The following is a 24,655-nucleotide window of genomic DNA, read 5'->3' on the forward strand; positions in this document are numbered from 1 at the left end:
CTCCTTTCCGCGAAAATCAATCCCCATCAAAGGACGATTTTTCATTCATTTTGAATTGAATCAAAGTTACGATAAAAATGAAGATGCCGAGAATCATAGCCATCGCGGAGGCATATCCCATTTGCAGGTTTTTAAATGCCTTATCCCAAATATAAAAGACGATTGAGGCCGATGAGTATTCCGGACCCCCTGTAGGTGTCATAATGTTCATTTCAGTAAAGATTTGCGAACCACCAATGATATTAGTTACGACCAGGAAGAAAGTTACTGGTTTCACCATTGGCCATGTAATATTGCGGAACATCTGGAATCCGCTAGCTCCATCTAGCTCTGCTGCTTCATAATAAGAGCGAGATACGCTTTGCAGGGCTGCCAAATATAGCAGCATCGTATATCCGAGACCCTTCCAGACGGTCATGAGAATCAAGGCCGGTTTGACCGTATCCTTATCCATCAGCCAGTTAGGACCCTTAATACCGAATATTTCGAGGAATTGGTTCACCAAACCATAGTCTCCGTTGTATGCCCAGTTCCACATAATAGAAACGGCAGCCAACGAAGAAATAACCGGGATATAGTAAATCACACGAAATGTTGTCGTACCTGGAATCTTGCGATTCAAACCTAGTGCCAGCAGTAAAGCTAGTACAAGACCGATTGGAATACCTAACATTAAGAAAAGAGTATTGTACATTGATTTATAAAAGAGCTCATCGCTAAATAAATCTTTAAAATTGTCGAGACCAATAAAGTTCATTTGTCCCAATCCGTCCCAGTCTGTAAAAGAGCCGTATAATGAATAGACAAACGGGAATAACGTAAAGATTAGCAGACCGAGAATAGGTGGAAGAATAAATAAGTATCCATATACCTTCTCTTTGCGGTAGAGATTAGATTTGGTTATCACAGGGCTCACCTCTGTTTCTAATTTGGAATGAAGATGATGTTAGCAGCATGATATTTAGCCACTAACATCATCCTTTTTTCCTCTATTTACGCATTATTTCTGTGATTTTTTCTCTTGCTCCACCGCTTTATCCAGCAGTTTCTGCATCTTCGGTTGTTCTTGCTTCAGATAATCTGCCGCCGTAATTTTACCGTCCAGTACAGGCTGAATATCTGTGAAGAAAATATCATACCATTCTGCGTTATACGTATAGTTGCCTGGTAATGAGCGTCCATAGTCATTTACGATATCAATAAATTCCTGTTTATTGTTAGGCTTGGTTTTCGTATCTTTGGACCATTCATCAGCCATGTCCAGCAGATTCGGAATTTGTACCTTGGCATCTACCAGCTGCTTCATTCCTTCTTTAGAAGTCGTCAGATAGTTAACCAGTTCTACAGCTTCATCTGGATATTTTGTTTTAGAGGAAACACCGATACCCAGGGAACCAATCCATGTTGCCGATTTTCCAGTCGATCCGGCTGGGAACGGCAGCAAATCATATTCGAATGGCAGTTTTTCAAATGTACTCATATCCCAAGGACCTACCGGGAAGAATGCCATTTCGCCCTTCATCCAACGTTGGTATGTGTCCAATGTTTGCGATTGTTCAATACCAGGGGTGATTTTATATTTGTTTTGCATGTCAGCAAAGTACTGAAGCGCTTCCGCAAATTTCGGATCATCAACCGTTACTTTAGTTTTGCTCTCATCCAGCCAATCCGCCCCATTACTCCATACAAACGCTTGCAATGCCCACTGAACGTTAAAACCTGTACCGTATTGATCCGGCTTGCCGTCACCATTTGTATCTTTGGTTAACTCTTGGTTGACCTTGATGAACTCATCCCATGTATACGGTTTGTCTTTATCAGGCAAAGGCACGCCCGCTTTTTCGAACATCGTTTTGTTGTAGCCAAGTGCGAATGGACCCAAGTCCTTCGGCATACCGTAAATATCTCCTTGACCGGCCATTTTACCGTCATAGCGATATAAATCCACACCGTATTTCCAAATGTTATCTAGGTTTATATCCTTGTTCTTCTCAATGTAAGGGGTGAGGTTCTTCAGCACCCCACTGTTTACATAAGCTTTCACATCTCCAGGGTTAAAATAAAAAACATCTGGAAGATTATTTCCTGTGATCGCAGCTCTAAGCTTTGTAGCATATTGGTCCGCTGCTGTCACGACCATTTTAACCTTTACGCCAGGATGTTCCGCTTCAAATTTCTTAATTACTTCCTTATAAGCCTTTTGCTCATCTGTTCCACCACGGAACATGAATGTCAGTTCCTTGCTTCCATCACTACTGGAACTTCCCCCGCCACAACCAGTCAATGCAGCCATCATTAACAACAGAACAACCATTGCTATTGCAAAACCTTTTTTCTTTATCAACGCGACCCCTCCTAAATTTAAATGAAACCGCATACATTTGGTGCTAAAATAACTTCATACCACTCGGCCTAATCCTTAACTGTGCGGTACACAACCCGTTGTTGATTGCCGCTGTGATTATCATCCCTCTCATGTACCATATAATTAACATTTCTCTTTATCAATAATGAATTCGTTTACAAACAAAATATAGCATGCCCTTCCTCGGTTCGTCAATGTATTTTTCAATCTTTTTAAATAATTATAAAACATAGATTTGAGTAACATAGAAAGCAAAATTAAATCGTATTTAAGTTATTTTTTCATCTAAAACCAAATAAATAAACTTAAATACGATTTATTTATGAAATAATCTCTAATTTGGAGTCCACTTCGCCCCCCTCTTTATTTAGTAAAAAAAATTTACAAAAAAGCAGTTTACTTCTTTTTGATTTTATTTTAACATAAATCAAAGTAAATATATAAGCGCTTACATCACAATTTTTATAGAAAAGGATGGTCTATAGCTATGATTTATATTAAGGACTTAATGTCAGGATTAGATATTTTTAAAGCACTGGGTTCAGAAATCCGCATTCAAATTCTCGAATTACTTGCCTATCAGGGACAAAGTATGAATGACATTGCCAACAAACTTAATTTGAGCAACGGTACCATTACAATGCATATTCGAAAATTGGAAGAATGCGGCCTTGTCGAGATCAATACTGTGAGTGGCAAGCACGGTACCCGAAAAATGTGTTATTTGAACAAGGATAAGCTGATGGTAGACTTGCGCAGCAGAGAACAAAAAAATGTGTATGAGGTTGAGATTCGCGTAGGTCATTATAGTAACTACCAAGCGTCCCCCACTTGTGGATTGGTGACCCGAGACAGCATTATCGGCGATTTTGATGATCCACGCTATTTTGCAGATCCCGGGCGGCTGGAGTCGGAAATGATCTGGATGGCCGAAGGCTTTTTGGAATACCGCATCCCCAACTATCTGAAAGCGAATCAATCCTTTAAAGAAATTCAATTCTCCGCAGAACTGGGCTCAGAAGCACCCTGCTATTGTGAGGAATATCCCTCCGACATTTGTTTTCATATCAATGGTATCCCTATTGGGCACTGGACCAGCGCCGGAGATTTTGGTGAAGTATCCGGGGTTCTGAATCCAGATTGGTGGCCACCGCATTTAAATCAATATGGTATGCTCAAATTAATTCGCATCAATCAGCATGGCAGCTTCATTGACGGGTGTCGCATTTCCGAGGTCACAATAGATGATATTAACCTTAACTATAAAAGCGATATTACACTCCGTTTATCTGTAACCGATCAATCGGAAAACAAAGGAGGGCTCACTATTTTTGGCAAAAGATTCGGGAATTTCAGTCAGGATCTGCTTGTACGCGTACTTTACGATGTGCACGGGGAGGACAACACCAACTCCTGACACTCTACATGTAAAAAATAGGCCGAAGCCTGTATTCATTGAATACATGTCCTCGGCCTAAACATCCTGACTCTTACTTAAAGAGATATAGATCAATAAATAAAAAATGACTACTATCCCAAACACCAGCCAGCAAAAGGACAGCAAATGAAGCCTTGGTCCTGCATGTACTCCCCATCTCCAAATATCCGTAAGGAGCATCAGTGGCTGCAATAATACATCCCAGCTATTCCAGCGAGCAAATCTGCCTATATATACGCCTATGCTGGCTAGCCACAACAACACAAAAACTACAGCCCATGCGAGCCCACCTGAACAAATCCTCTTCAGCATATGGTGGATCACCAATACACAAAGGGATGTAAGAAAAAGGCCAAGCCCTGCTGCTGAAAAAGACGTAAATAAGATTAGCCAAAATTGTGTATTCAACCAGAAACGTGTATCAGGATTCACATCGTAAAAACGAAACGCATGGAGTAATTCAGTCACCAGATAAAGAGCATTCGGCAGAAAAAACAACCATACAATTGAGGATAAGAATAAAAGTATACTTCTCACTTTTGTACTTCGCAGTCTGGATAATGCCATCATTCCCAGAGTGATAAAGACCGGAACCCAGGCCAGGAATATATCCCAATACAGAAATTTTGATATATCCTCGTTCCGCTTGTGGACTGTAAATACATAATGAGTCCGAAACAGCCCAACGTAGCTACAAGCAACACCCCCAACAAGTCGGGCAGCTTGTAACCCTTCCTTCTTAACAGCAAGTTTCCATCTACCTCCTGCCTGAGTTTGCGTATATACGTCTTTTTAAGACCTATTTTATAGCGCTTTCCTATTTAGAAAGAGGCTCTTTGTCTGTTTACTCCACGTTTCGTATGTCCTCGGATACATGGTTTGTTATCGTCAAGGCATCAAAGGTAACAGAACAGCCCTCCCCCACCGGGGATTGAGCAACAACTCCGACTTTTAGCTGGGTAGGAACATTCATACCAAAATACCTCGCCAGCTTCCAATGTTGACCGTCTGATGAATAATGAAATGCAAAGCAATTTCCAGCTCGTGCCACTCGTAAATACGGATTGGGCACGTCCATCCCCCCAGAGATACAATCATCGGATGTCTCCCGTGTGACCACACTAAGAATAGATGGAGTACTTTCAAAGTATTCAAAGCACAGCTTAGCCCAATGGGTATCATCCACCATCATCATCAAACATCCTGAATCATAAGGCTGCTTCATATCAACACGAACCCTCGTCCATATTGTAAAATCACCTTGAAGCGTTGTATGCAGAAAGGGTGCGGATGATTTAGTCTCTGCGCCGGACGGATCTCTAAAGAAATCTGCCTGCGAAGGTGCAGAAATTTGCAAAGACTTGGAATCATCGAATCTCCATTCAGCCGGCTCATTGATCCAGCTCCAATCCGCCGGCAAAACTTCACCGCTAAAGCGTTCAAATACGTTCATATGGATACCATTCCTCTCTGCCAATATAGTCATATAACACATTGAAATCTGGGGCAATAATCCCCTTGATACCACTATATACGTTATTTTCCAGTCGTCAATGATGATGATGTGTCTTTAAAGTTTATAAAAAAAGACTTGCCATCCTGAAATGTTGTGCTTATAATTACACCTAACTTGATACGGTAACAAATTTCAATGACGAGAACGAGTAAGCTATACAGCGGATTTGCAGAGAGTTGGGGCAGGTGAAAGCCAACATTCCGAGGGTAGCCGAACGCCATCTCTGAGAAGCGGGCTGAACCTGAAGTAAGCTCTGCCGCCTTTCCAGCGTTAACCGGAACACGTATTGATGGATACGTGAACTGAGTGTCATTTCCTATGGAATGAAACTAGGGTGGTAACACGGGTATAAACTCGTCCCTTTTACAGGGGCGGGTTTTTTTGTTTTTCAAAAAGGAGGAAATCATCATGACAAATGTATCGACAGTAGTATCTATAACCGATTTTTTGACTCCAGCTGTACGGGAAATGCCACCTTCAGGCATCCGTAAGTTTTTCGAATATAGTACAGGCAGACAAGATATTGTATCGCTTGGTGTCGGTGAACCTGACTTTGTAACCCCTCAACATGTCAGAAAGGCCTGTATCACCGCACTGGAAAATGGTAAAACATCATACACACCGAATGCTGGTCTTCCCGAGCTTCGGGAGGAGATTGCTGGGTATCTGGAGAGTAGCTTCAGCACATCCTACAACCCGACAGATGAAATCATGGTTACCATTGGAAGCAGTGAAGCACTGGATTTGGCACTACGCGCCCTGATCACCGTAAACGATGAAATACTCATTCCGGCTCCATGTTATATTTCGTATTCGCCCATCACGTTTCTGAACGGAGGACATACCGTAACGGTTGAAACCTCTGCGGATCAGCAGTTCAAGCTAACAGCTGAGGCACTCCAAGCCAAGCTGACTCCACGATCCAAAGTGCTTATTCTCTGTTATCCGAATAATCCGACGGGTGGAGTGATGACCTATGAGGATTGGCTACCGATTGCCCGCCTGGTTGAGGAGCACAATCTTGTCGTCATATCAGATGAAATTTATGCTGAACTGACCTATGGACAGAAGCATGTAAGCTTCGCTGCTCTGCCGGGAATGAAAGAGCGCACCCTGCTCATCAGCGGCTTTTCCAAAGCATTTGCGATGACAGGCTGGAGGGTCGGCTATGTGTGTGGCCCAAGAGAGTTGATTTCAGCTATGCTGAAGATTCATCAATATACCGCCATGTGCGCTCCTATTATCGGGCAAATTGCCGCTATTGAATCCCTGCGTAACGGGCTGGAGGAAAAAGATCGTATGATGGAATCCTACAATCTGCGTAGAAAATGGTTCGTTGAAGGCCTATGTCAGACAGGACTGCCATGTCACGAACCAAACGGTGCCTTCTATGCCTTTCCTTCCATTATACACACAGGGTTAAGCTCAGAGCAGTTTGCCAAGCGGTTGCTGGAAGAAGAAGGGGTCATTACTGTACCCGGTTCCGCATTTGGCCCAGGCGGCGAGGGCTTTATCCGCTGCTCGTATGCGTCATCGCGAGAACAGTTGGGAATGGCTTTGGAACGCATTAGCGCATTCTTAAAGCGCCTGTAAATACGATTTTCCATATCGTGAAATGAAAATGAGTATTGAATGAGCACTACTGTAGCAGCTTCTGAATAAGCTTTTTCTGGTGTGCTGGCAAGCCTTCCGGCCATTCCCCTACACGGCAATAACAAATGTCGGAGATTTCGGCGCTTGGTCGGAAAGTACCCGGGATAACCCGGCCTGTGAAAATGAGATCCACTCGGTTCGGCGTCTGGCCAAACTGGGCTTGTGCTAATGAGGTGATCTCTACCTCCAGCCCGGTTTCTTCCCGGACTTCGCGCTGTAGTGCGATTTCCGGCTGCTCTAGCTCCATCCAGCCACCGGGAATCCCCCACGGCTGCTTCCGGTATACGTGCTTTAATAGTAGCACTTCCCCGGCATCATTCGTAAAAATGCCCAACACAGCAATCAAAAATTTGTGCTGCGCCCGATACACCAATGCATTTTTCAATCGAGTGAACGGCGTGTGCTTATACATGAATACAAGCCAATCCCGTGGGATTTTATTTACCAGCTTAGCCAGCATCGTACACCTCCTGTTGAAAGTTGCGGCTGGATGCAGACGAGAGAGTCCCGCATATGAGCTATCCAGCGACACTACCTTTTAATAACAATGTGAAAACCCGGGATGTCCGGTCGTCCTAATCTTTAGGATGTCCGATATTCAGAACGCTTTGCACAAAATCAGTCTTGGCCTCCGTGTACGCTTCACGATCATGCTGATTTTCCATCGCCAGCCGCCTTTTTAATACATCATATTGCTGAATCAGCTCAGGCTGTTCACGAAGTCGGTTCCGAAACAATAGCTGCCGATCCCAATGCTCATCAGATTTCAGTATGAGATGCAGATGTCCCTTTCTTTGATCCTGATCCACTTTAACCAAAAATCTTCTCCATTCCCGACCGTCCAATTCAGGCGGAACATAGTTCCAGCCTGCTGGTTGTAAAGCAGACACGATCTGTTCCAGTTGATCCCAAGATTCTAATTTTGCCATTATATCAATAATGGGCTTAGCGGAAAGATTGGGAATTGCCGTGCTTCCTATATGTTCGATTTCCATCACCTTAAACGGCAGTAATAACTCCCGCAACTGGTGAATGATCTTTAAGCCCTGCTCTGACCAGGCAGGATCAGGATTCACTATTTTTACAGGCTCCGTAGCCCACACCGGCCAATGTTCCTGGTTTTGCTCCTCATGCATTCATGATCCCCCCTAATTTCTACTCATGTATTCTCTCATTCAACTGTATCTTTTTGAATATCGTTAACACCATCTTGTAACTTACGGCTGTATAACTGAGCATTTTCCGCATCAAAACAAACAAAAATAATCTCATTCAAAGCCGCATGTTCACGTTCAAAACGTGTCACTTCCTGTATAGCAATATCCGCCGCCTTTTCTTTCGGGAAACGGTAGATGCCTGTGCTGATATTCGGAAAGGCAATGCTTCGTGCATTCAGTTTTAAAGCTAATTGGAGTGCATTATGGTAGCATTTCGCCAATAGCTCCTCTTCCCGATGGTCGCCACCATTCCACACAGGGCCGACGGTATGAATAACATATTGGGCATCCAGCTTGCCAGCTGTGGTATAAACTGCCTCTCCTACGGGACATCCACCCTGCTTGTTTCTGATACTTACACAATCTTCTAAGATAGCCGGACCGCCAGCCCTATGAATCGCGCCATCTACGCCACCGCCACCCAGCAAGCTTGTATTGGCTGCATTGACAATAATATCCGCCTTACAACGGGTAATATCCCCTTGCATCACACGTATTGTCACGTTTAATAGTTCAATTTGGGTATTCATTAATCCTCCTCCTCTCGTAAAAAACAACTTCGTTATATAACCATTTTATAGTCAGCACAAGCGATTTCTAATATATCGTCATAGGTTTTCAGCATAAAGTGCTTTAGATTTTTCCCCCGTGCACTTGCTATTGTAGCCAATAACGGCGTATCTGTGAGCTCATCAAAGCTGCTGCCCTGCGTATATTCCCGCTCAGACAGATGCAAAGCGACGTCCAATTCAATCATGTTGAAGTAGTAGACTTCTGTGAATATCAGTTCATAGGGCACAAAACCATCTGCTGCTTCCGCTGCCAGCCCCCCATTAATCTCTCCCTTCAAAACTAGCTCCTTTTTCGAATAATTCATATGCACATGGTCCAAATAGATCGCATCTCGTCCATACAATGCTCCAATCGGGGTTTGAACGGCCTTTATCTGTGGCATCCCCGCTACCTCCCTGTATCTCTATTTCCCATCCAGTAATATAAGTAAAGTTGTAACCGACTGATCCACAAAAGAGCGCGCTGGACGCGATTTCATCATTACGGTAATCCCGATTAGCAAAGAGACCATCGTATGGGCCAGAGCTCGTGCGTCCATGCTAGCCTCCAGCTCTCCTGATCTTATACCACGCTCAAGGGTTTCCTGAAAGACGGCAGAAAGATACATCTGATGTTCTCTGGTTAAAATTTCAAATTTTTCATCATGAGGGGCTAATTCTACCATCGTATTAATACAAAAGCATCCCCTATTAGGCACATCCTCGTACTCTTCTGCCACGACTCCTCCGAAAAAATTGTAAAACGCTTCTTTTACAGAAGAATGGTTTTGTAGTCTAGAGCGTACATAAGCAGCGTGGGATTGCGTATATTTGCGCAGCGCGGCTTCGAATAACTGCTTCTTGTCTCCAAAAGCAGCGTAAATGCTAGGGCGCTGAATTCCCATTTTGGAGGTTAAATCGCTTAAAGATGTAGCCTCGAATCCCTTTTCCCAAAAAATTTGCATCGCTGCATCCAACGCTTGATCTTCATCAAATTCCCGTGGTCGAACCATAGGCAGCTCCTTCTTTTCATATCGTTCAGTATATTAAGATTGTATGATCACGATAAGAAACTGTCAAATATGTACATGATGAACTCTTGACATTTCATATGTACACGAGTTATATTGACCTAAATTCATTACATACCAATCGGTATATTATACTCAACGGTATGTAAATTACAGAAAGCGACGTGGTATGTGAAAATGAAGACGTCAGAAGAAAAAGTGGTACTCCTCCCTCATCAAACGGTAGCAAATGCCGCCGAAACAGCCCCCATTCCCTCCTTGTCCCGATCTGTGGCACTCTTGTTTGCCATAGCCTGTGGGCTGGCTGTTGCTAACATTTACTATGCACAGCCATTGCTGGATGCACTGGCAAACGAATTTGGCATTACGCACTCATCGGTAGGCATGGTCATTACTATCACGCAAATTTGTTATGCATTGGGATTATTGCTGCTCGTCCCGCTTGGCGATCTTTTGAATCGACGGCGACTGATTACAGGACAAATGCTGCTATCTGTGCTGGCACTAATCGTGGTTAGCTTTGCTCCTACCCGTACAATACTGCTTATGGGAATGGCAATGGTTGGTCTGCTGGCTGTAGTCACTCAAACACTCGTGGCTTTCGCCTCTACCTTGGCTAATCCGACTGAACGTGGGCGTATCGTAGGTCTGGTGACCAGTGGAGTCGTTATCGGCATTCTGCTGGCACGAACCGTGGCCGGTGTATTAACTGATCTGGCAGGCTGGCGTTCAGTTTACCTTGTTTCTGCTATACTTACGTTGTTTATGGCTGGAGCTCTGTTGCGGGTGTTGCCAAAGAACGAACCCACAAGTGCGACACTTTCCTATCCGCAGCTGCTCCGATCGGTTATCGTACTATTTTTGCAAGAACGAATTCTGCGCATTCGTGCTGTCCTTGCATTGCTCATTTTTACGGCGTTCAGCATATTGTGGACTTCGCTTGTGTTACCTCTCAGTGCACCCCCATTGTCTCTTTCACATACTGCTATCGGGGCCTTTGGTCTGGCTGGAGTGGCCGGAGCTTTAGCAGCAGCACGAGCAGGGCGTCTTGCCGATCAGGGCTTGGGACAACGGACGACGGGTATTGCCCTAGTTTTATTGCTGCTGTCCTGGTTACCTATCCGCTACACCGAGCATTCTCTATTCGCTTTAGCTCTGGGCGTCATTCTTTTGGACTTGGCGGTACAGGCTGTACATGTCACCAACCAAAGCTTGATTTTCAATGTGCGCCCTGAGGCACGGAGCCGACTTACTGCAGGCTACATGATATTTTATTCCATTGGTAGCGCCACCGGGGCCATTGCTTCCACTCATATGTACATCTATGCCGGATGGAACGGGGTGTGTCTATTAGGAGCTGGTGTCAGTGCTCTGGCTCTCATCTTTTGGGCTTTAACTCGACGTTCAACTTGATGGAGAGACTGCTATTGATTGAATCAGAAAAAACCGCCGGGTCCACGACAATGACCGGCGGTTCTCTTCTGTCACAACAAAATCATCACTTGATTGCAATATAAATCAAAACAGGTTCATCAGGACTGCCATACACTTCAAAATCACCTGTGTATGTCCGCTCCCCTTGTCCCGTGGCAGCCCACTGCCAGATCGTCTGCCATACACGGAAGACAGAAGAGGGTTCCTGAGTTGCCTGAAAAATGGCGTAGCGTGCACCCGGAATGACAAGTTCCTGAAGGTCATCAGGAGTCTGGAAATCCTTATCCGCTTCCTTTCCGATAAAAAACGTATACTCGCCCAAAGCTCCATTTTCATAGTCAGTATAGCAACCATAGACAGAAGCATGTCCTGCTTTTTCCTTTATCCGACCAGGCACGTCCTCACTCCAAAAACGTTCCCACATGTTTGGAATGATCCCGTGAGATGTTTGTTCCTTCTGATTATTTGTACGTGCTTTCAACCCAATTAAATGGATTTCACCTCGGTACTCCTCCCGAATGGGTCCATCTATTGTAAGCCCCGTATCCTCTGAGGACCGCCATCGTTTCAAAAACGGCAGGTAATTACGCAGCATCGAAGTCGCTTCTTCTTCCTGCATCCCCTTCTCTACCAGGAAAGGCACAGACTGCTGAATCATTCCCTCCATAGTCAATTCAGGCTGTACAAATTCGCCTTCCTTGTAACAATACTTGCAATACTCATCCGTTTTATGATGTTGTGCATCCGTTCCATATTGGTCCTCATGCTCTAGCGGCATCCCGCAACTTTGACAAGCTTTATCCATCCTCGTAAATCCCCTTTCGCTAACTGATATCAGGTATGCCACCAGTATAACGAAACAAACCTGACAACTATGGGTCAGGTTTGTTTTACTTTAATCTAAGATTTCCTTTATGAATCCCGAACTTCTTCATAATTAGACGCAATACGCAGCGCCATCTTATGAATCTTGTCTCGCAAATGGGCTGGTTCCTTGACAACCACATCCGGTCCCAGGCTTAAAATAAATCCGTACGCCCATGCATCCTCGGGAAACGGGACCGAAACCGTATAGATCCCTTCCTCCTGCTCGGTCAATGCTTCTACGCCAAACCAGTCCTCCGCCAGATGCCTTGAGTTACGGTTAAATTGCAGCGTAAATGGTTGTACAGCTCTGGCTGCCTCCATTCGTCCCTCATTCCACGGCAGCACTTCATAAGAAAGATCCCTGCGAGCGAAAACAGTCTCTGTAACCACAGGGTTACTCATACGGGAGAGTTTGAATAGACGAAACTGCTCCCTATCGGGACAATACGCATATACAAACCATTGTTGTCCTTTCAGAACGAGCGTATGCGGTTCAACATTCCGTTCCGTTATGGCTCCTCCCGCATTTCGATAGGTAAAAGCGATAGTACGCGCTTGGCTCATTGCTTCTTTTACCTTTATCAATTTACCTTCCTGCGCAGCCTGATTTCCCCATCCCGAATGATCAACGATAAACTGTGAGGCATGGACACTAAATTGCTCTTTCCCAGACTCTGGTATAATACTTTCAAATTTATGAAGTAACCGCGACACATTCGGGCCGCCCAACGACGAGGACAAACTCTGCAGCCCCATTACTATATCCTTGACATCATGATCCGTCAGCATACTACGATCCAGGCGGTATCCTTCCATCAGACCAATTCCCCCATTGGCTCCCTGATAAGTCACAACCGGAATACCTGCCATACTAATCGCTTCAATATCTCTATAGATCGTCCGGATCGAAACCTCATATAAATCAGCCAGTTCCTTCGCTTGTACTCTATTTTTCTTTAGCAGCAAAATGACGATAGAAAGCAATCGGTCAATTTTCATTTTTTCAAAACCTTTCACCCTTAACTTTCACCATTAATAAAAATAGGCCATGAACTCCTCATCATATCCCTGACCGTGATATTCCAAAGCATTCTTTTCTATACCATAGGTTTCAAATCCCAACTTCCTATACAGTTTAACAGCAGCTTGATTTGTGGTCACCACACTCAGGTTAATTTGCTTCAAACCTTCCAATTTTCTACCTTGGCTGATGACTTCCAATAAAAGTTTTTCAGCGATCCCCTAACCTCGGTAGGTCGAGGGTACATAAACTCCCCAAATCGTTCCTTTATGCTGCGTTTTTATTTTTTGCTCTCTTCTAAATCCAGTCATACCAGCCAGCTGATGATCCTTTGTAAATGCGCCCAAGTATGTAATGATCTCGTTTATTTTGTATCTGCTTCACCACATCAGACAATGTAACTTGTGCAGCTTCCTCATAGGAGGTTCCAAAAGCTTCAGGGTTCATTTGCAGGGCTTCCAGTCTCAAATTCCAATACGATTCAGCGTCTGCTGGTTGTATGTTCCTGATTAAAACCATGGCTTCCCGTCCCTCCAAATGTTTTCCTTCATCTTACTCTATCTCTTATCTAAAATGAATCTGTTATTCTTCGATTAAAATAACCTCAGGTACTCTATCCAGCCGGATAGAATGCCTGAGGTTTCAATAACTCCTTACAAATTATGACTCGTAGCGCTTCAGCACAATGACCGCATTATGACCACCGAAGCCGAAAGAATTAGATAACCCAATATTTAGTGGAACCTTGCGCGCTTCGTGAGGCACATAATCCAGATCGCAAGCAGGGTCCGGGTTGTCCAGGTTTATCGTTGGCGGGATGATGCCTTCTCGCAGGGTTTGTACCAGTGCAATCGCTTCGACGCCACCCGCAGCTCCCAGCATATGACCCAGCATGGACTTATTAGCGGTAACCGGGATTTGATAGGCATAGTCTCCAAATAACTTGCGGATCGCTAGCGTCTCCCCTACATCCCCTGGCAGCGTACTCGTTGCGTGGGCACTGAGCACGTCCACTTCTTCCGGGGAGATGCGGGCTGAATGAAGGGCCGCTTTCATTGCTAGATAAGCTCCGGTTCCTTCGGGATGCGGTGCAACCATGTGATAAGCATCCGAACTGGCTCCATAACCGATGACCTCACCATAGATTTCCGCACCACGCTGAGTAGCATGTTCCAGTGACTCCAGTACCAGAATACCTGCACCTTCGCTCATGACAAAGCCGTCCCGATCCTGATCAAAAGGTCGACTTGCTATAGAAGGCTCCTCGTTACGTGTGGACAAGGCAGTCGCATTAGCGAAGCTCGCCAAGGCCAATCTAGTCACTGCCGCTTCAGCTCCCCCCGCAAAAATGACATCCGCATCTCCTGTACGAATCGTCCGAAACGCCTCTCCAATTGCTGTATTTCCAATAGAGCAAGCCGTCACGGGTGAAAGCGTAGGTCCCATCGCTCCAAACGCAATACTAATTTGAGCAGCAGCCATATTCGAGATCATCATGGGTACCAGCGTCGGGCTAACTCTACCTGGTCCACGCTGTAGCAGAACATCTACATTGTCCACCAACGTATCCAAACCGCCGACTCCCGATCCCACATAGACACCGACACGCTCCAAATCGGTGTGATCCAGTTCCAGACCGGAATCCTTGAGCGCTTGCTCTGCCGCATATAATGCAAACTGAGTAAACCGATCCATTCGTCTAGCATCTTTACGTCCCCATTGCTTTTCTGCATCAAAATCCTGTACCAGTCCAGCAATCTGTGCTTTCAAATCGGACACATCGAATGTATCAATTTTACGTATACCTGAATTGCCTTCCAGCAAATTCTTCCACAACGTGTCCACTTCATTACCCAGTGGGGAAACGACACCCATACCTGTTATCACTACTCTTTGCATAAGCTATTCATTCCTCCTGCTCGGTTACTTACTTATAATCCTCATTTTACCCTCGTCTTATCCTATTACAAGTGTTTGTTTATCCTGGTATAATGAACACTACTATAGTACACGCCTTATTTGCTCACTTTGGATATACCCATTGAATGGAGAGAAAATACCTATGAAAACGGAAGCACGTCTGGAAGCACTATCTGTTTTTCTAAAAACAAAAAGAGCCCGCCTACACCCGCATATGGTTGGTCTCCCCCAAGGATCACGTCGCAGAACTCCGGGCTTGCGCAGAGAAGAAGTCGCTCAGCTGGCAGGTGTCAGTACGACCTGGTATACCTGGCTGGAGCAAGGACGAGATATTAAGGTGTCAGCCTCCGTGTTGGATGCTATTGCTGCCGCATTGCAGTTGAACACAGACGAGCGCAAATATTTGTATGATTTGGCGCTCGAAGCCGGATCTCACAGCCTTCCTGCTCCTGCAGAGCAAGCAGTCATTTCCCCCTCTCTGCAAAAAATCGTACAAGAGCTACACTACTGCCCTGCTATTATTTCAGATCGGCGCTGTCATATTGTCGGCTGGAACGCCGCTGCTGCTCATGTTTTTATGGATTTTGCCGAGCTACCACATGAACAACGCAATATGATTGAACTGCTATTTACCAAAAAGGAGTTTAAAAGTCTAGCCGTGAATTGGGAACACTTTGTAAAGGGGTTCCTTGCAATTTTCCGCGCTTATTATGGGCAATACGTGACTGACCCCTGGTATGCACAATTTATACAAAATATGAGCCAAGCTTACCCAGAGTTTAATGAGCTTTGGAATCAGAGTGAAGTAAGCTCCGCACCGGAAGTGCTCATTGAATTTCGTCATGCCAAGGCTGGCAAAATGCTATTTGACCTGACTTCCCTTCAGGTACAAGGCAGTGTTGATCTCCGTTGCAGCATCTATACCCCCAATGCGCAAAGCTCAACGGAAAGTAAACTTCAAAAGTTAATGGAAGGCAGCTAAAGGATTTCATCCCTCCTGTTATGAAGATATCTTTTTCCGTCCATACTACATCTACGATCTGTGCAAAAATAGATGCCACCTATGTGACAGAACAAAGAGCTTCAACTGTGCTACTACCAGGAGGGAGGGAATCATCATGAAAGCCAAATCGACAAGTTCCCCGCACATACACAATCAAGCGCCACTGCCTGTACCGGTGCAATTTGATCGAAGCTGGCAGGATGAGCTGGACCAACGCCTACGCAAAGGTGGCCCTTGGGGAGATTGGAATCTGTATCAGCTGGCCATTGAGGCTGAAAAAGTCAAGCTGGTGCCGAGCTTTGATGAGCTTCAATGTCTACAGCATTTGCAAGACCTCACTCCACTACCCCATCAGCTGGATACCGCTCGGAAGGTACTGTTTCAAATGTCCGGACGTGCCATTCTTGCCGATGAAGTCGGCCTAGGCAAAACGATCGAAGCTGGAATGATCCTAAAGGAATATCTGGTTCGCGGGCTGGCTTCCAAAGTGCTTATTCTTGTACCCGCATCCCTGGTCCTACAATGGGTGCGTGAGCTGAACAGCAAATTCGGTATCCCCGCTGTCGCCCAGAAAAAAGCATATTCTTGGTCTTCCGAGGTCGTTGTGGCCTCTATGGATACCGCCAAGCGGGAGCCCCATAGTAACATCCTACTAGATACCGATTATGACCTGCTCATTATAGACGAGGCCCATAAGCTGAAAAATAAAAAGACATCCAACTACCAGTTCATTATGAAGCTGCGTAAAAAATATTGTTTGCTCCTGACAGCGACACCTGTACAAAACGATCTGTCTGAGCTGTTTAACCTGATTACACTGCTCAAGCCCGGTCAATTGGGAAGACATGGCGATTTTTCAGCCAATTTTGTTGTGGATAAACGTCTGCCCAAAAATGAAGATCAGCTCAAGGATGAGCTGTCTAAAGTCATGATCCGCAATCGTCGCGGAGAAGGCCCAGTTCAATTCACCAAACGAAATGTTTCCAACATTCACTTAGAACTTTCGCCGGAAGAGCAAGCGCTTTACGATGGGGTGACCTCTTTTGTCAAGGAGCAATACCAGGCGAATGGCGGAAATTTAAGTAGCATGCTGTCTCTCGTCACCCTTCAACGGGAAGTGTGCAGCAGCCGGGACGCTGTGTTCGTGACGCTGGTCAATTTGTCTAAAAAGATGGCCCCAGACTCTCCCCTACGCGATCGTGTCTGGGATTTGGTTGCACATATTAAAGCGATCAAGGCCAATTCCAAAGCAGAAAAAGCGCTCGAGCTTATCCGTCAGATGAACGAAAAAGTGATCATTTTTACAGAATACCGAGCCACACAGGAGTATTTGCTGAACTATTTCCGTGACCGTGGCCTATCTGCTGTTCCGTACCGAGGCGGTATGAACCGTGGGCGCAAGGATTGGATGATGGATCTGTTCCGTGGGCGCATTCAGGTCATGATTGCCACTGAAGCGGGTGGTGAAGGCATTAACCTGCAATTTTGTCACCATATGATTAACTTCGACTTACCGTGGAATCCCATGCGTGTGGAGCAGCGGATCGGACGGGTACATCGACTTGGACAGACGCATGATGTTAATATTTTTAACTTGTCCACAACTGGAACGATTGAGGAGCATATCCTGCATCTGCTGCATGAAAAGATAAATATGTTTGAGATGGTCATTGGCGGATTGGACGTTATTCTGGAGAAGTTTGAGAAGAAAGAATCGATTGAAAAAAGTTTGTATAAAATTATGCTTGAATCCAGTAGCGATGATGAAATTCGCAAAAAAATGCAAAAGCTGGGCCACTCGCTGGATTCCATCAAACAGGAAATGGAACAACTGCGCACAGACCAGCCAAACACAGAGGATTTATTAGGCTTCGCAGGCAATACGGTTCCTCCGGGCAAAGCTCGACGCAGTGTGAAGGGAGGTCGCTAGTTTGACCATGAATGCACAGCAAGTCCAGCGTTTTGTCCATACCTATCTGGAAGCTACCGGATGCAGTGTTATTGAGAGGTCGCCCCACCATGTAACCGTCAAGCTTTCTCCAGAAGCGGATAAAGCCTTAACAAACCGCCCCTACTATTGGGGATACGTGGAGCGTACTGGCGTTCCAGCGCAGACGATGTCCTTCACTTTCATCTTTGATGGGGAAGCCTATCGCACAGAACAGGAACGTTTAGCGGACCATACACCCCCAACTCCAGCATCAGGCAACGCAGCACAAGATCAGGTCATGGGGCGTTACTTCGGTCATGTACCGACGTTACCACAATTGGGACCTGGACGTATTTTGCAGGAGGAGCTTCGATATGGAAGCCGTCGGCTACATCAAATTTTTGAAGCCGCACGGGATGGAGGAAAATATGTTTATTTGTTTGAGCAGCCTGATGCTCGCCAGCTGTCTGCCCGATCTCCCGTAGTCTATGAAGCTTGGCTCAGCATCTGCTATAAGATTGAATTCGCTTGTGATTTGAAGCGTGAGGAACTTCAGTGGCTAGGTATTTCGCTCAAAAGCGGCACCATTGTAACCGATTTTGGCGCCATGCTCGAAACTCGGCAGCTCAGCCCGCTGCTGGCGGGCAATATGCATGTACAACCTGCCAAGCTATCTGTCCCTGAAGCTTCCACCTCGCTTGAAAGCTACCTCACTGAACAACTCCGTCAGCAAGATTATGGGTGGGCTGAGCAGGCGAAGGAACGATTGCGCGAAGAATTGGAGGTTATTGACCACTACTACGATGATCTAATCAAGGAGCAGAAAGAGGAAGAGGAAAAAAAAGAAGCCATATCCGAGCAGCATCAAGCCCGCCGTAAAGAAATGGTATGGCAATATGAGCCAAAGGTACTCGTATCCGCCATTAACTGCGGGATATTTCATCTGCGGTAACCGATATCTCCCGCTCCTTCGCAGGAGAGTTGCAGAGATATCGTCAGCTTGTAACATCTTGCTTCAGCCTACATCAGTTTCCGCTGCTGTAACCACAAGTTTGGTTAAGCATGTCTCCTATGTATCGACAGCAAAAAGCGAACCTGGATACGACATTTGCGCCGACAAGGTGCAGCAGTCTTTTTATCGGACAGGCTGTATGCTGGATAAAAAAAGAATGCCTCCGTCGGGCAATCAAGCCGACAGAAAGGTGGATTACATTGAATAAGAATCATTCCGGGCACTATAGCATAGGTATGATCGCAGCTGTACTGATCGGCCTGTCCGCAGTCTGTCCGTTCGCTTCCATTCATGCGGCTCCCTCAGTCGCACAAGGCAACAATTTAAACTCGGTGTCTATCTACAACGAAGGCTCGTGGGTTCCTCCATTGAACTCCACGAGTCCCGCTACTCCTTCCCCGGGTGACGTTTCAGCAAGTTTTCCTACTGAGGAGCAAGGCGTGCCCGCAGACGTAAAACAGACTGCGGACAACACGGTACAATCCCTATCGTCGCAACCCCCTTTTTCCTTGTGGAAAGATGCTGAGCTGAGCTATCATCCGCTCGGACCTGGAACCCATAGTTGGCTTGTTCAAGTAAACCGTGCAGGAGAATACATCGGCTACCTGATTATCGGATCAGACCCAAACGGCGCATATCAACTCAACGAATATGGGAATGGTCCAGGTGGACCTTATAGTATGGATGTACTTCGCCAATCTCTGGTGTCGCTCACAGAAACCGATCTTTCATCTATCGACAAGCTGCAAATCACACCTATGTATGAGGAACCGCTACTAGCCTACTGGCTGGTGCGTTCCTCTACAGGCAGCGAAATATGTGTTGATGCTGTAACTGGCGATCCGTTACCTGTAGAAGTGGCGGATGGGAGTTGGAAACATAAGCTCCAGAACAACGCATTCTCTTCATCTGTACCCTTTTTGAAAACACAGGCGCAAGCGGTTACGGTCTCGTCTGCTCCTTTCGATCCCTATGACGATCTGGGGTGGCTTCAACCCAAGCAAAAACTTTCTGTCCGTAACACAGGCCAATTTATGGATACACTGAGTATTTCGCCGCGTATTATATTTTCTGCCACAGGTATCAATTTTGCCTTTGGAGGTCCCTTATCCATTAGTGGGTATCAGTCCTGGATATCCCCAGATCATCCGTCCCAACCCAATTTATATGCGTTAACCTACCATCATGGACTTTCCCGATTTGTACCACTAAAAAAGTTATTGTCAGCTGGCGAATTTTATCGTTTGGACTCCTAGTTATTAAGAAACACGAAAAGATCGGAATGATCCCTGCAACATAAAAAGAGACCTCAAATGGCATACCCTATGCCTCTTGTGGTCTCTTTGGCGAGTTTAATGTCGCTCCCTTCGCCCTCTGCGTGTGGATTTCATCCACATTTTCAGAGCGAGAGGCAACATGCCAAACCATTTGCTCACCCACGGCTCTCTGGCTTGTTTTTGACTGCGCCGAACATCACGCGGCGTTTCCATATAGCGAACAATCCGCTGCGTAATATACGTCACCAGTTCGTCACTCTTCGCCATCCTACATGACCTCCTCCAATCTGCGCCCATCCTTTCCATTTACGTTGCTTGGAAATATCGGATTTACACGTTAGGTGCAGATACAACTAGCTTGCTCATTTTCCAAAAGGTCTAACCCTGTGGGAATAACTATGCATGGTTTCCCTTAAATGGAACATACTATCTTCAACATAACAGTTACCCCCAGGCTAATTGTCATATTTGAGGGCAGCTACGCTGCTTTAGGTTTAATGCCTGTTATGCATGGCTTTTCAGTAAATAATCAATTCGTCCACTGGAGGAATAGAATGTGCGAAAAAAAAAGTTAAACAAGATATGGCTGATAGGGCTGGGGTTGAGTCTATGCATCCTTTGCAGTGCTGTATTTGCCCCATTTACCTATACAGCTGCTCAACCCAACGATAAAAGTAACGAACCGAACAAGTATACAGATGTTCCGCCCAACGTACATTCGTCCTATCACGCTTTTGCCAAGCCCGTTGTCCTGATTGATGTAGGCCATGGCGGTGTGGATGGTGGAACAAGTCACAAAGGAATTTTGGAAAAAGATATCAATCTCGCCATTGCTCAAAAGCTGTACTTGATTTTACGCTCCCAGGGATATCCTGCTGTTCTGAATCGGGACAAGGACTACGCACTGAGTGACGACAACCGTTGGCTACAGTCCAAATCCCGTCATCTTAAAGACCTCGCCCAACGTAAAAGCTTAACAGAACAACTGCCCACCGCTTTGGTTGTAAGCCTGCATGTCAATTGGACCAAACGTGCCGAAAAACGGGGACCCATTGTGCTGTATCAGGATGAAGGCAGCAGCTATCTGTTAGCTGAACGGATTCAGCATTCATTAAACCGCTTATTTTGCATGAATAGAAAAACAGTGTACGGAAAACCCTTTTATCTTTTGAATAAAATCCAGCACCCTGCTGTCATTGTAGAAACCGGATTTATAAGTAACGAACAGGACAGAGCTATGCTTTCCGAGGATCGTGGTCAAAAAAGCATTGCAGGAGCTATTGCCGAAGGCATTATTGCCCATCTGACGGCATGGTAGTGTTGATGGCTGGGTCTCCCGTCCATCCCCATACAGCTCGCACCAAATCGCTAATGCCCACAAATTTGGCGTGCTCCTGTAGCTTGGGAACTGACGAATGAAGAGCTGCGGATGTGTACATGCCAGACACGCCCACGTGTCCAATCGTTACACAGGTGTCGTGCTCACCCAGCCAATCAACCACTTTTGTAAGTTGCCGATTCACATGGGCGAGGGTATGAACATCATCCAGAAAAACATCATTACGCACTGGTGGCATTCCCTTTTTAGCGGCAAGTTCAGGCACCACTGACCAATAATTAGTACGGCTATCGACAAAAAATAGTCCATGCTCCTTACAAACATCAAGAACTATAGACATAATGCGCTTATCTGAAGTGACCTTGGAACCCATGTGGTTGTTCATTCCTATCGCATAAGGAACATCCTTAATGGCTGCTGTCACCTTAGCGCGAACTTCTTCATCCGTCATGTTAGCCTTAATTGCTCCGGGCCCAAGCCATTCGGGCTTTCCCTGTTTTGGCTCCATTGGAAGATGGACGATGACATCATGACCGCGCTTATGTGCTTCCATTGCGTCCTGCTTGGTTGTAGGCAGGAAGGGCATCACAGCAACGGTAATCTTAACGGGCAAATTTAAAATTTGCTCAGTCCCTTTCATGTTGTTTCCCAGATCGTCAATAATGACAGCAACCATCCTTTGCGGCTCGTCCTGTTTGTCTATTGCTTCTGCAACACCAGTACTACAGACCATGAATAACATGCATACCGAAATACAGAGTACTACAGTTCTTCGCATTTTGGAGCTTGAATGGAACACAGGTGCATAAGCTGGCTCTTTCCGAGCGCGAGATTCCTTTAAAGCCTTTTTTATTATATTTCTCATGTGCAGCTTCCGTCGTGTACTCATTGCGGGTCAGCCTCCTTCTCTGTCCCTTCATTGTGTGAGTAACCTCGTCTAAATATGTATAAGGCAGATCCATGGAATACGACCTGATCTGCCTCATCGTGCGTAGAACCCTATATTCAAGCCGCTTACCAGTTCTTATTAATAAATTCATCACGGCCTGATTGGGCCCGATCTTCCTTATAGTGCTTCACCTTTTTCTTGTGGTAATCCTGATGATAATCCTCTGCCGGATAAAAAATAGAAGCTGGAAGGATCTCCGTTACAATTGGCTTATCAAAGCGTCCACTTTGTGCCAACTGCTCCTTGGAATGTTGTGCAAGCTCACGTTGCTGCTCTGTATGATAGAAAATTGCGGGTTTATACTGTGTACCCCGGTCCTGAAATTGACCTTCCCCGTCGGTAGGATCTGTTTGCGGCCAATATAATTCGAGCAGCTTTTCATAAGGAAACAGCTCAGGCTCAAACGTAATCTGCACCACCTCGTAGTGACCTGTAGTTCCTGTTTTAACCTGCTCGTAGGTCGGGTCGGGAATTGTTCCTCCAGTGTATCCTGACACAATGCCATGAATGCCCGGCTGCTCCTCAAACGGAGTCACCATACACCAGAAGCATCCACCTGCAAAAGTCGCTTTCTCCATCTTACATCCAACCTTTCAATAACTTCATCATAAAGTGCGTTATTTTCTATCATATCTTAAAAGATAACCTTATAAAAGAATTGTTTATGAACTTGAGGAGATTGCAAAAATCCCACCTAAAAGAAATCAAGTAATTTGTCAGAATCCTTTATGGAAATCCATAGTTTGCGTGAAGACAAGAAACGTGTTCAGCTTAAACTATGAGCAAATCCTCAGAAATATAAGAAAAAGGTCTCTAAAACTGCTACGAGAGCAATTCTATAGACCTTTTCTAATGGATGCGGTCGAGAGGACTCGAACCTCCACGGGGGGTTAGCCCACACGGACCTGAATCTTGTATCCGATTCGGAACCAAGCGGAATCTAAGTCAATGGAACGGAATTGAGAAACCGTCAAAACCCTTGTGAAATCAGGGTTTCTGACGGTTTTTTCGTTCAAATCCAAGCGCCGCAAGGGGCTCCCGGCAATGCCGTAAAATGCGGCCGATTTTGGACGTTTGAGAGAACTCGGAGAGAACAACGAAAACCAGCCCACTCCCTGCCATTGACAAATTAACGAAGAGGACGCTTCGGGGAGGGTTAATATGAGACACGCAACGACGATCACCGTCGCTAATCAAAAAGGCGGCACTGGCAAAACGACCACCGCCTACAATTTGGCTTACGCCTTATCCAATGAAGAAAAAAAGGTTCTGCTGGTGGATTTCGACCCGCAGGGTAATCTGACCTTATGTTTCGGCATCGAGCAACCCGACAAGTTGAACGTTAGTATGTTCAACATCATGAACGCCGTCATGGAAGATGAGCCTCTCCCCGCCCCTGACCAATACCTTCATTCCCAAGGGAACTTTGACCTCATCCCGGGCAATCCCAGCTGCGCTCAGACAAATCACATCTTGGCCGGACGACCAGCTCTGCCTTCTTGGTCAGACTGCCCGGCTCGACCATGCTGAGACCGCAGCAGCTCGCCTTATATAGCCTCCCAAAAAAGAACGTCCCTTCTGCCAACCGGCACAAGGGACGTTCTTCGTCTCATTACACAAGTATGGAATTAATGCCCCATCATCATGGCAGTATCATTTAACTGTCAATTTTGTAGAGCTTAGCGAGCCCGCCTTCTGCAGTTTCACGGTAACGGCTACTCATGTCCAAGCCTGTTTCATACATGGTCTGTACAACCAGATCAAAAGATATCTTACGGGTATTCGACAAGAAATTTGCCAGGCTCAGCGCATTGATTGCCCGCATGGCACCCACGGCATTCCGCTCGATGCAAGGAATCTGAACCAGTCCGTTAATAGGATCACAGGTCAACCCCAAATGGTGCTCCAAGGCAACCTCCGCTGCATACTCAATTTGATCAATCCCCATATCTGACATGTCTGCCAGTGCAGCCGAGGCCATAGAGCAAGCAGTGCCAACCTCCCCCTGGCAGCCGCATTGAGCACCGCTGATGGAGGCATTCTGCTTGACCAGGTTGCCAATGAGCCCGCCTACGGCCAGAGCCCGGAGGACCTTCTCGTCCGGGACCTGTTTCTTTTGCTGCATATAAAAG

Annotated in this window: 27 protein-coding genes, 1 pseudogene and 1 other annotated feature; of the genes and pseudogenes, 10 read left to right on the forward strand and 18 right to left on the reverse strand. The window is 45.8% G+C overall.

The annotated features are described in order from the left end of the window. Positions 1-16: 16 nt before the first annotated feature. Entirely contained in the window at positions 17-907 is an 891-nt protein-coding gene (locus AC5ELV_RS02140; RefSeq protein ID WP_013309768.1) for a carbohydrate ABC transporter permease, read from the reverse strand. A gap of 93 nt (positions 908-1,000) precedes the next feature. Beyond that, positions 1,001-2,344, reverse strand: a complete 1,344-nt coding sequence (locus AC5ELV_RS02145; protein ID WP_023988070.1) for an ABC transporter substrate-binding protein — start codon at positions 2,342-2,344, stop codon at positions 1,001-1,003. 508 nt (positions 2,345-2,852) lie between these two features. Here AC5ELV_RS02145 and AC5ELV_RS02150 point away from each other — a divergent pair. Continuing rightward, complete coding sequence (locus AC5ELV_RS02150; RefSeq protein WP_493428955.1) at positions 2,853-3,782, forward strand: ArsR/SmtB family transcription factor; 930 nt, start codon at positions 2,853-2,855, stop codon at positions 3,780-3,782. Positions 3,783-3,839: 57 nt separating this feature from the next. Here AC5ELV_RS02150 and AC5ELV_RS02155 read toward each other — a convergent pair. Further along, positions 3,840-4,552, reverse strand: a pseudogene (locus tag AC5ELV_RS02155) (DUF1361 domain-containing protein). A gap of 95 nt (positions 4,553-4,647) precedes the next feature. Beyond that, the gene (locus AC5ELV_RS02160) at positions 4,648-5,256 is read right to left on the reverse strand and encodes a DUF1349 domain-containing protein (protein ID WP_493428956.1); all 609 of its coding nucleotides are present in this window, start codon (positions 5,254-5,256) and stop codon (positions 4,648-4,650) included. 189 nt (positions 5,257-5,445) lie between these two features. After that, positions 5,446-5,684 (forward strand) — a binding site (T-box leader). Positions 5,685-5,727: 43 nt separating this feature from the next. On the opposite strand from AC5ELV_RS02160, the gene AC5ELV_RS02165 reads away from it, so the two are divergent. Next, positions 5,728-6,912, forward strand: a complete 1,185-nt coding sequence (locus tag AC5ELV_RS02165; RefSeq protein WP_493428957.1) for an aminotransferase class I/II-fold pyridoxal phosphate-dependent enzyme — start codon at positions 5,728-5,730, stop codon at positions 6,910-6,912. Positions 6,913-6,958: 46 nt separating this feature from the next. On the opposite strand, the gene AC5ELV_RS02170 is transcribed toward AC5ELV_RS02165, so the two are convergent. The 5 genes from AC5ELV_RS02170 to AC5ELV_RS02190 all read right to left on the reverse strand — a co-directional run bounded on the left by AC5ELV_RS02170 (position 6,959) and on the right by AC5ELV_RS02190 (position 9,753). Then, positions 6,959-7,432 (reverse strand): NUDIX hydrolase, encoded by a 474-nt coding sequence (locus AC5ELV_RS02170; RefSeq protein WP_069011350.1) that lies wholly within the window; start codon positions 7,430-7,432, stop codon positions 6,959-6,961. Positions 7,433-7,547: 115 nt separating this feature from the next. Continuing rightward, complete coding sequence (locus AC5ELV_RS02175; RefSeq protein WP_493428958.1) at positions 7,548-8,108, reverse strand: GrpB family protein; 561 nt, start codon at positions 8,106-8,108, stop codon at positions 7,548-7,550. A 35-nt stretch (positions 8,109-8,143) separates the two neighbouring features. Beyond that, a complete protein-coding gene (locus AC5ELV_RS02180; RefSeq protein WP_493428959.1) occupies positions 8,144-8,719 on the reverse strand; it encodes an O-acetyl-ADP-ribose deacetylase in 576 nt (191 codons plus the stop codon). 32 nt (positions 8,720-8,751) lie between these two features. After that, positions 8,752-9,144, reverse strand: coding sequence for a hypothetical protein (locus AC5ELV_RS02185; protein WP_493428960.1), 393 nt, complete (start codon positions 9,142-9,144; stop codon positions 8,752-8,754). A gap of 21 nt (positions 9,145-9,165) precedes the next feature. After that, positions 9,166-9,753 (reverse strand): TetR/AcrR family transcriptional regulator, encoded by a 588-nt coding sequence (locus AC5ELV_RS02190; protein WP_493428961.1) that lies wholly within the window; start codon positions 9,751-9,753, stop codon positions 9,166-9,168. A gap of 195 nt (positions 9,754-9,948) precedes the next feature. On the opposite strand from AC5ELV_RS02190, the gene AC5ELV_RS02195 reads away from it, so the two are divergent. Next, entirely contained in the window at positions 9,949-11,184 is a 1,236-nt protein-coding gene (locus tag AC5ELV_RS02195) for an MFS transporter (RefSeq protein WP_493428962.1), read from the forward strand. An 85-nt stretch (positions 11,185-11,269) separates the two neighbouring features. Here the strand turns inward: AC5ELV_RS02195 and AC5ELV_RS02200 are convergent, their stop codons facing one another. The 5 genes from AC5ELV_RS02200 to fabF form a co-directional block, all read right to left on the reverse strand. Beyond that, entirely contained in the window at positions 11,270-12,010 is a 741-nt protein-coding gene (locus tag AC5ELV_RS02200) for a zinc ribbon domain-containing protein (RefSeq protein ID WP_493428963.1), read from the reverse strand. Between the two features lie 107 nt (positions 12,011-12,117). Then, a complete protein-coding gene (locus AC5ELV_RS02205; RefSeq protein WP_493429338.1) occupies positions 12,118-13,071 on the reverse strand; it encodes a helix-turn-helix transcriptional regulator in 954 nt (317 codons plus the stop codon). Between the two features lie 33 nt (positions 13,072-13,104). Further along, positions 13,105-13,293, reverse strand: a complete 189-nt coding sequence (locus AC5ELV_RS02210; protein WP_493428964.1) for a GNAT family N-acetyltransferase — start codon at positions 13,291-13,293, stop codon at positions 13,105-13,107. A gap of 97 nt (positions 13,294-13,390) precedes the next feature. Further along, complete coding sequence (locus AC5ELV_RS02215) at positions 13,391-13,612, reverse strand: hypothetical protein (protein WP_493428965.1); 222 nt, start codon at positions 13,610-13,612, stop codon at positions 13,391-13,393. Positions 13,613-13,753: 141 nt separating this feature from the next. Next, on the reverse strand, positions 13,754-14,992 hold the full coding sequence (fabF, locus tag AC5ELV_RS02220; protein ID WP_493428966.1) for a beta-ketoacyl-ACP synthase II: 1,239 nt from the start codon (positions 14,990-14,992) through the stop codon (positions 13,754-13,756). 163 nt (positions 14,993-15,155) lie between these two features. Between fabF and AC5ELV_RS02225 the strand changes: the two genes are divergently transcribed. From AC5ELV_RS02225 to AC5ELV_RS02245, 5 genes are all read left to right on the forward strand, one after another. Continuing rightward, entirely contained in the window at positions 15,156-15,995 is an 840-nt protein-coding gene (locus AC5ELV_RS02225; protein ID WP_493428967.1) for a helix-turn-helix transcriptional regulator, read from the forward strand. 136 nt (positions 15,996-16,131) lie between these two features. Beyond that, positions 16,132-17,946 (forward strand): DEAD/DEAH box helicase, encoded by a 1,815-nt coding sequence (locus AC5ELV_RS02230; protein WP_493428968.1) that lies wholly within the window; start codon positions 16,132-16,134, stop codon positions 17,944-17,946. 1 nt (position 17,947) lies between these two features. Then, the gene (locus AC5ELV_RS02235; RefSeq protein WP_493428969.1) at positions 17,948-18,898 is read left to right on the forward strand and encodes a YqhG family protein; all 951 of its coding nucleotides are present in this window, start codon (positions 17,948-17,950) and stop codon (positions 18,896-18,898) included. 58 nt (positions 18,899-18,956) lie between these two features. After that, complete coding sequence (locus AC5ELV_RS02240) at positions 18,957-19,166, forward strand: hypothetical protein (RefSeq protein ID WP_493428970.1); 210 nt, start codon at positions 18,957-18,959, stop codon at positions 19,164-19,166. After that, positions 19,159-20,214, forward strand: coding sequence for a hypothetical protein (locus AC5ELV_RS02245; protein ID WP_493428971.1), 1,056 nt, complete (start codon positions 19,159-19,161; stop codon positions 20,212-20,214). Before AC5ELV_RS02240 ends, AC5ELV_RS02245 begins: the two co-directional genes overlap by 8 nt. Positions 20,215-20,310: 96 nt before the next feature. Here the strand turns inward: AC5ELV_RS02245 and AC5ELV_RS02250 are convergent, their stop codons facing one another. Next, the gene (locus AC5ELV_RS02250; protein ID WP_071640287.1) at positions 20,311-20,502 is read right to left on the reverse strand and encodes a YqzE family protein; all 192 of its coding nucleotides are present in this window, start codon (positions 20,500-20,502) and stop codon (positions 20,311-20,313) included. A 289-nt stretch (positions 20,503-20,791) separates the two neighbouring features. On the opposite strand from AC5ELV_RS02250, the gene AC5ELV_RS02255 reads away from it, so the two are divergent. After that, a complete protein-coding gene (locus AC5ELV_RS02255) occupies positions 20,792-21,553 on the forward strand; it encodes an N-acetylmuramoyl-L-alanine amidase (RefSeq protein ID WP_493428972.1) in 762 nt (253 codons plus the stop codon). On the opposite strand, the gene AC5ELV_RS02260 is transcribed toward AC5ELV_RS02255, so the two are convergent. Next, positions 21,528-22,463, reverse strand: coding sequence for a divergent polysaccharide deacetylase family protein (locus tag AC5ELV_RS02260; RefSeq protein WP_493428973.1), 936 nt, complete (start codon positions 22,461-22,463; stop codon positions 21,528-21,530). The two genes, AC5ELV_RS02255 and AC5ELV_RS02260, sit on opposite strands and share 26 nt — an antisense overlap. Positions 22,464-22,588: 125 nt before the next feature. Then, positions 22,589-23,101: a peptide-methionine (S)-S-oxide reductase MsrA gene (msrA, locus tag AC5ELV_RS02265; protein WP_493428974.1), complete on the reverse strand. Its 513-nt coding sequence runs from the start codon at positions 23,099-23,101 to the stop codon at positions 22,589-22,591. A gap of 583 nt (positions 23,102-23,684) precedes the next feature. On the opposite strand from msrA, the gene AC5ELV_RS02270 reads away from it, so the two are divergent. Then, entirely contained in the window at positions 23,685-24,053 is a 369-nt protein-coding gene (locus AC5ELV_RS02270) for a ParA family protein (protein ID WP_493428975.1), read from the forward strand. 127 nt (positions 24,054-24,180) lie between these two features. Here AC5ELV_RS02270 and AC5ELV_RS02275 read toward each other — a convergent pair whose 3' ends face one another. Beyond that, entirely contained in the window at positions 24,181-24,648 is a 468-nt protein-coding gene (locus AC5ELV_RS02275) for an L-serine ammonia-lyase, iron-sulfur-dependent, subunit alpha (RefSeq protein WP_493428976.1), read from the reverse strand. Positions 24,649-24,655: the final 7 nt, after the last annotated feature.

Source organism: Paenibacillus sp. NMA1017 (assembly GCF_058895805.1).

Bases quoted from the DNA above. Each gene is read 5' to 3' on its own strand.
- AC5ELV_RS02150 (WP_493428955.1), top strand. From the start codon at position 2,853: ATGATTTATATTAAGGACTTAATGTCAGGATTAGATATTTTTAAAGCA.
- AC5ELV_RS02160 (WP_493428956.1), bottom strand. From the start codon at position 5,256: ATGAACGTATTTGAACGCTTTAGCGGTGAAGTTTTGCCGGCGGATTGG.
- AC5ELV_RS02165 (WP_493428957.1), top strand. From the start codon at position 5,728: ATGACAAATGTATCGACAGTAGTATCTATAACCGATTTTTTGACTCCA.
- AC5ELV_RS02170 (WP_069011350.1), bottom strand. From the start codon at position 7,432: ATGCTGGCTAAGCTGGTAAATAAAATCCCACGGGATTGGCTTGTATTC.
- AC5ELV_RS02175 (WP_493428958.1), bottom strand. From the start codon at position 8,108: ATGCATGAGGAGCAAAACCAGGAACATTGGCCGGTGTGGGCTACGGAG.
- AC5ELV_RS02180 (WP_493428959.1), bottom strand. From the start codon at position 8,719: ATGAATACCCAAATTGAACTATTAAACGTGACAATACGTGTGATGCAA.
- AC5ELV_RS02185 (WP_493428960.1), bottom strand. From the start codon at position 9,144: ATGCCACAGATAAAGGCCGTTCAAACCCCGATTGGAGCATTGTATGGA.
- AC5ELV_RS02190 (WP_493428961.1), bottom strand. From the start codon at position 9,753: ATGGTTCGACCACGGGAATTTGATGAAGATCAAGCGTTGGATGCAGCG.
- AC5ELV_RS02195 (WP_493428962.1), top strand. From the start codon at position 9,949: ATGAAGACGTCAGAAGAAAAAGTGGTACTCCTCCCTCATCAAACGGTA.
- AC5ELV_RS02200 (WP_493428963.1), bottom strand. From the start codon at position 12,010: ATGGATAAAGCTTGTCAAAGTTGCGGGATGCCGCTAGAGCATGAGGAC.
- AC5ELV_RS02205 (WP_493429338.1), bottom strand. From the start codon at position 13,071: ATGAAAATTGACCGATTGCTTTCTATCGTCATTTTGCTGCTAAAGAAA.
- AC5ELV_RS02215 (WP_493428965.1), bottom strand. From the start codon at position 13,612: ATGGTTTTAATCAGGAACATACAACCAGCAGACGCTGAATCGTATTGG.
- fabF (WP_493428966.1), bottom strand. From the start codon at position 14,992: ATGCAAAGAGTAGTGATAACAGGTATGGGTGTCGTTTCCCCACTGGGT.
- AC5ELV_RS02225 (WP_493428967.1), top strand. From the start codon at position 15,156: ATGAAAACGGAAGCACGTCTGGAAGCACTATCTGTTTTTCTAAAAACA.
- AC5ELV_RS02230 (WP_493428968.1), top strand. From the start codon at position 16,132: ATGAAAGCCAAATCGACAAGTTCCCCGCACATACACAATCAAGCGCCA.
- AC5ELV_RS02250 (WP_071640287.1), bottom strand. From the start codon at position 20,502: ATGGCGAAGAGTGACGAACTGGTGACGTATATTACGCAGCGGATTGTT.
- AC5ELV_RS02260 (WP_493428973.1), bottom strand. From the start codon at position 22,463: ATGAGTACACGACGGAAGCTGCACATGAGAAATATAATAAAAAAGGCT.
- msrA (WP_493428974.1), bottom strand. From the start codon at position 23,101: ATGGAGAAAGCGACTTTTGCAGGTGGATGCTTCTGGTGTATGGTGACT.
- AC5ELV_RS02270 (WP_493428975.1), top strand. From the start codon at position 23,685: ATGAGACACGCAACGACGATCACCGTCGCTAATCAAAAAGGCGGCACT.
- AC5ELV_RS02275 (WP_493428976.1), bottom strand. From the start codon at position 24,648: ATGCAGCAAAAGAAACAGGTCCCGGACGAGAAGGTCCTCCGGGCTCTG.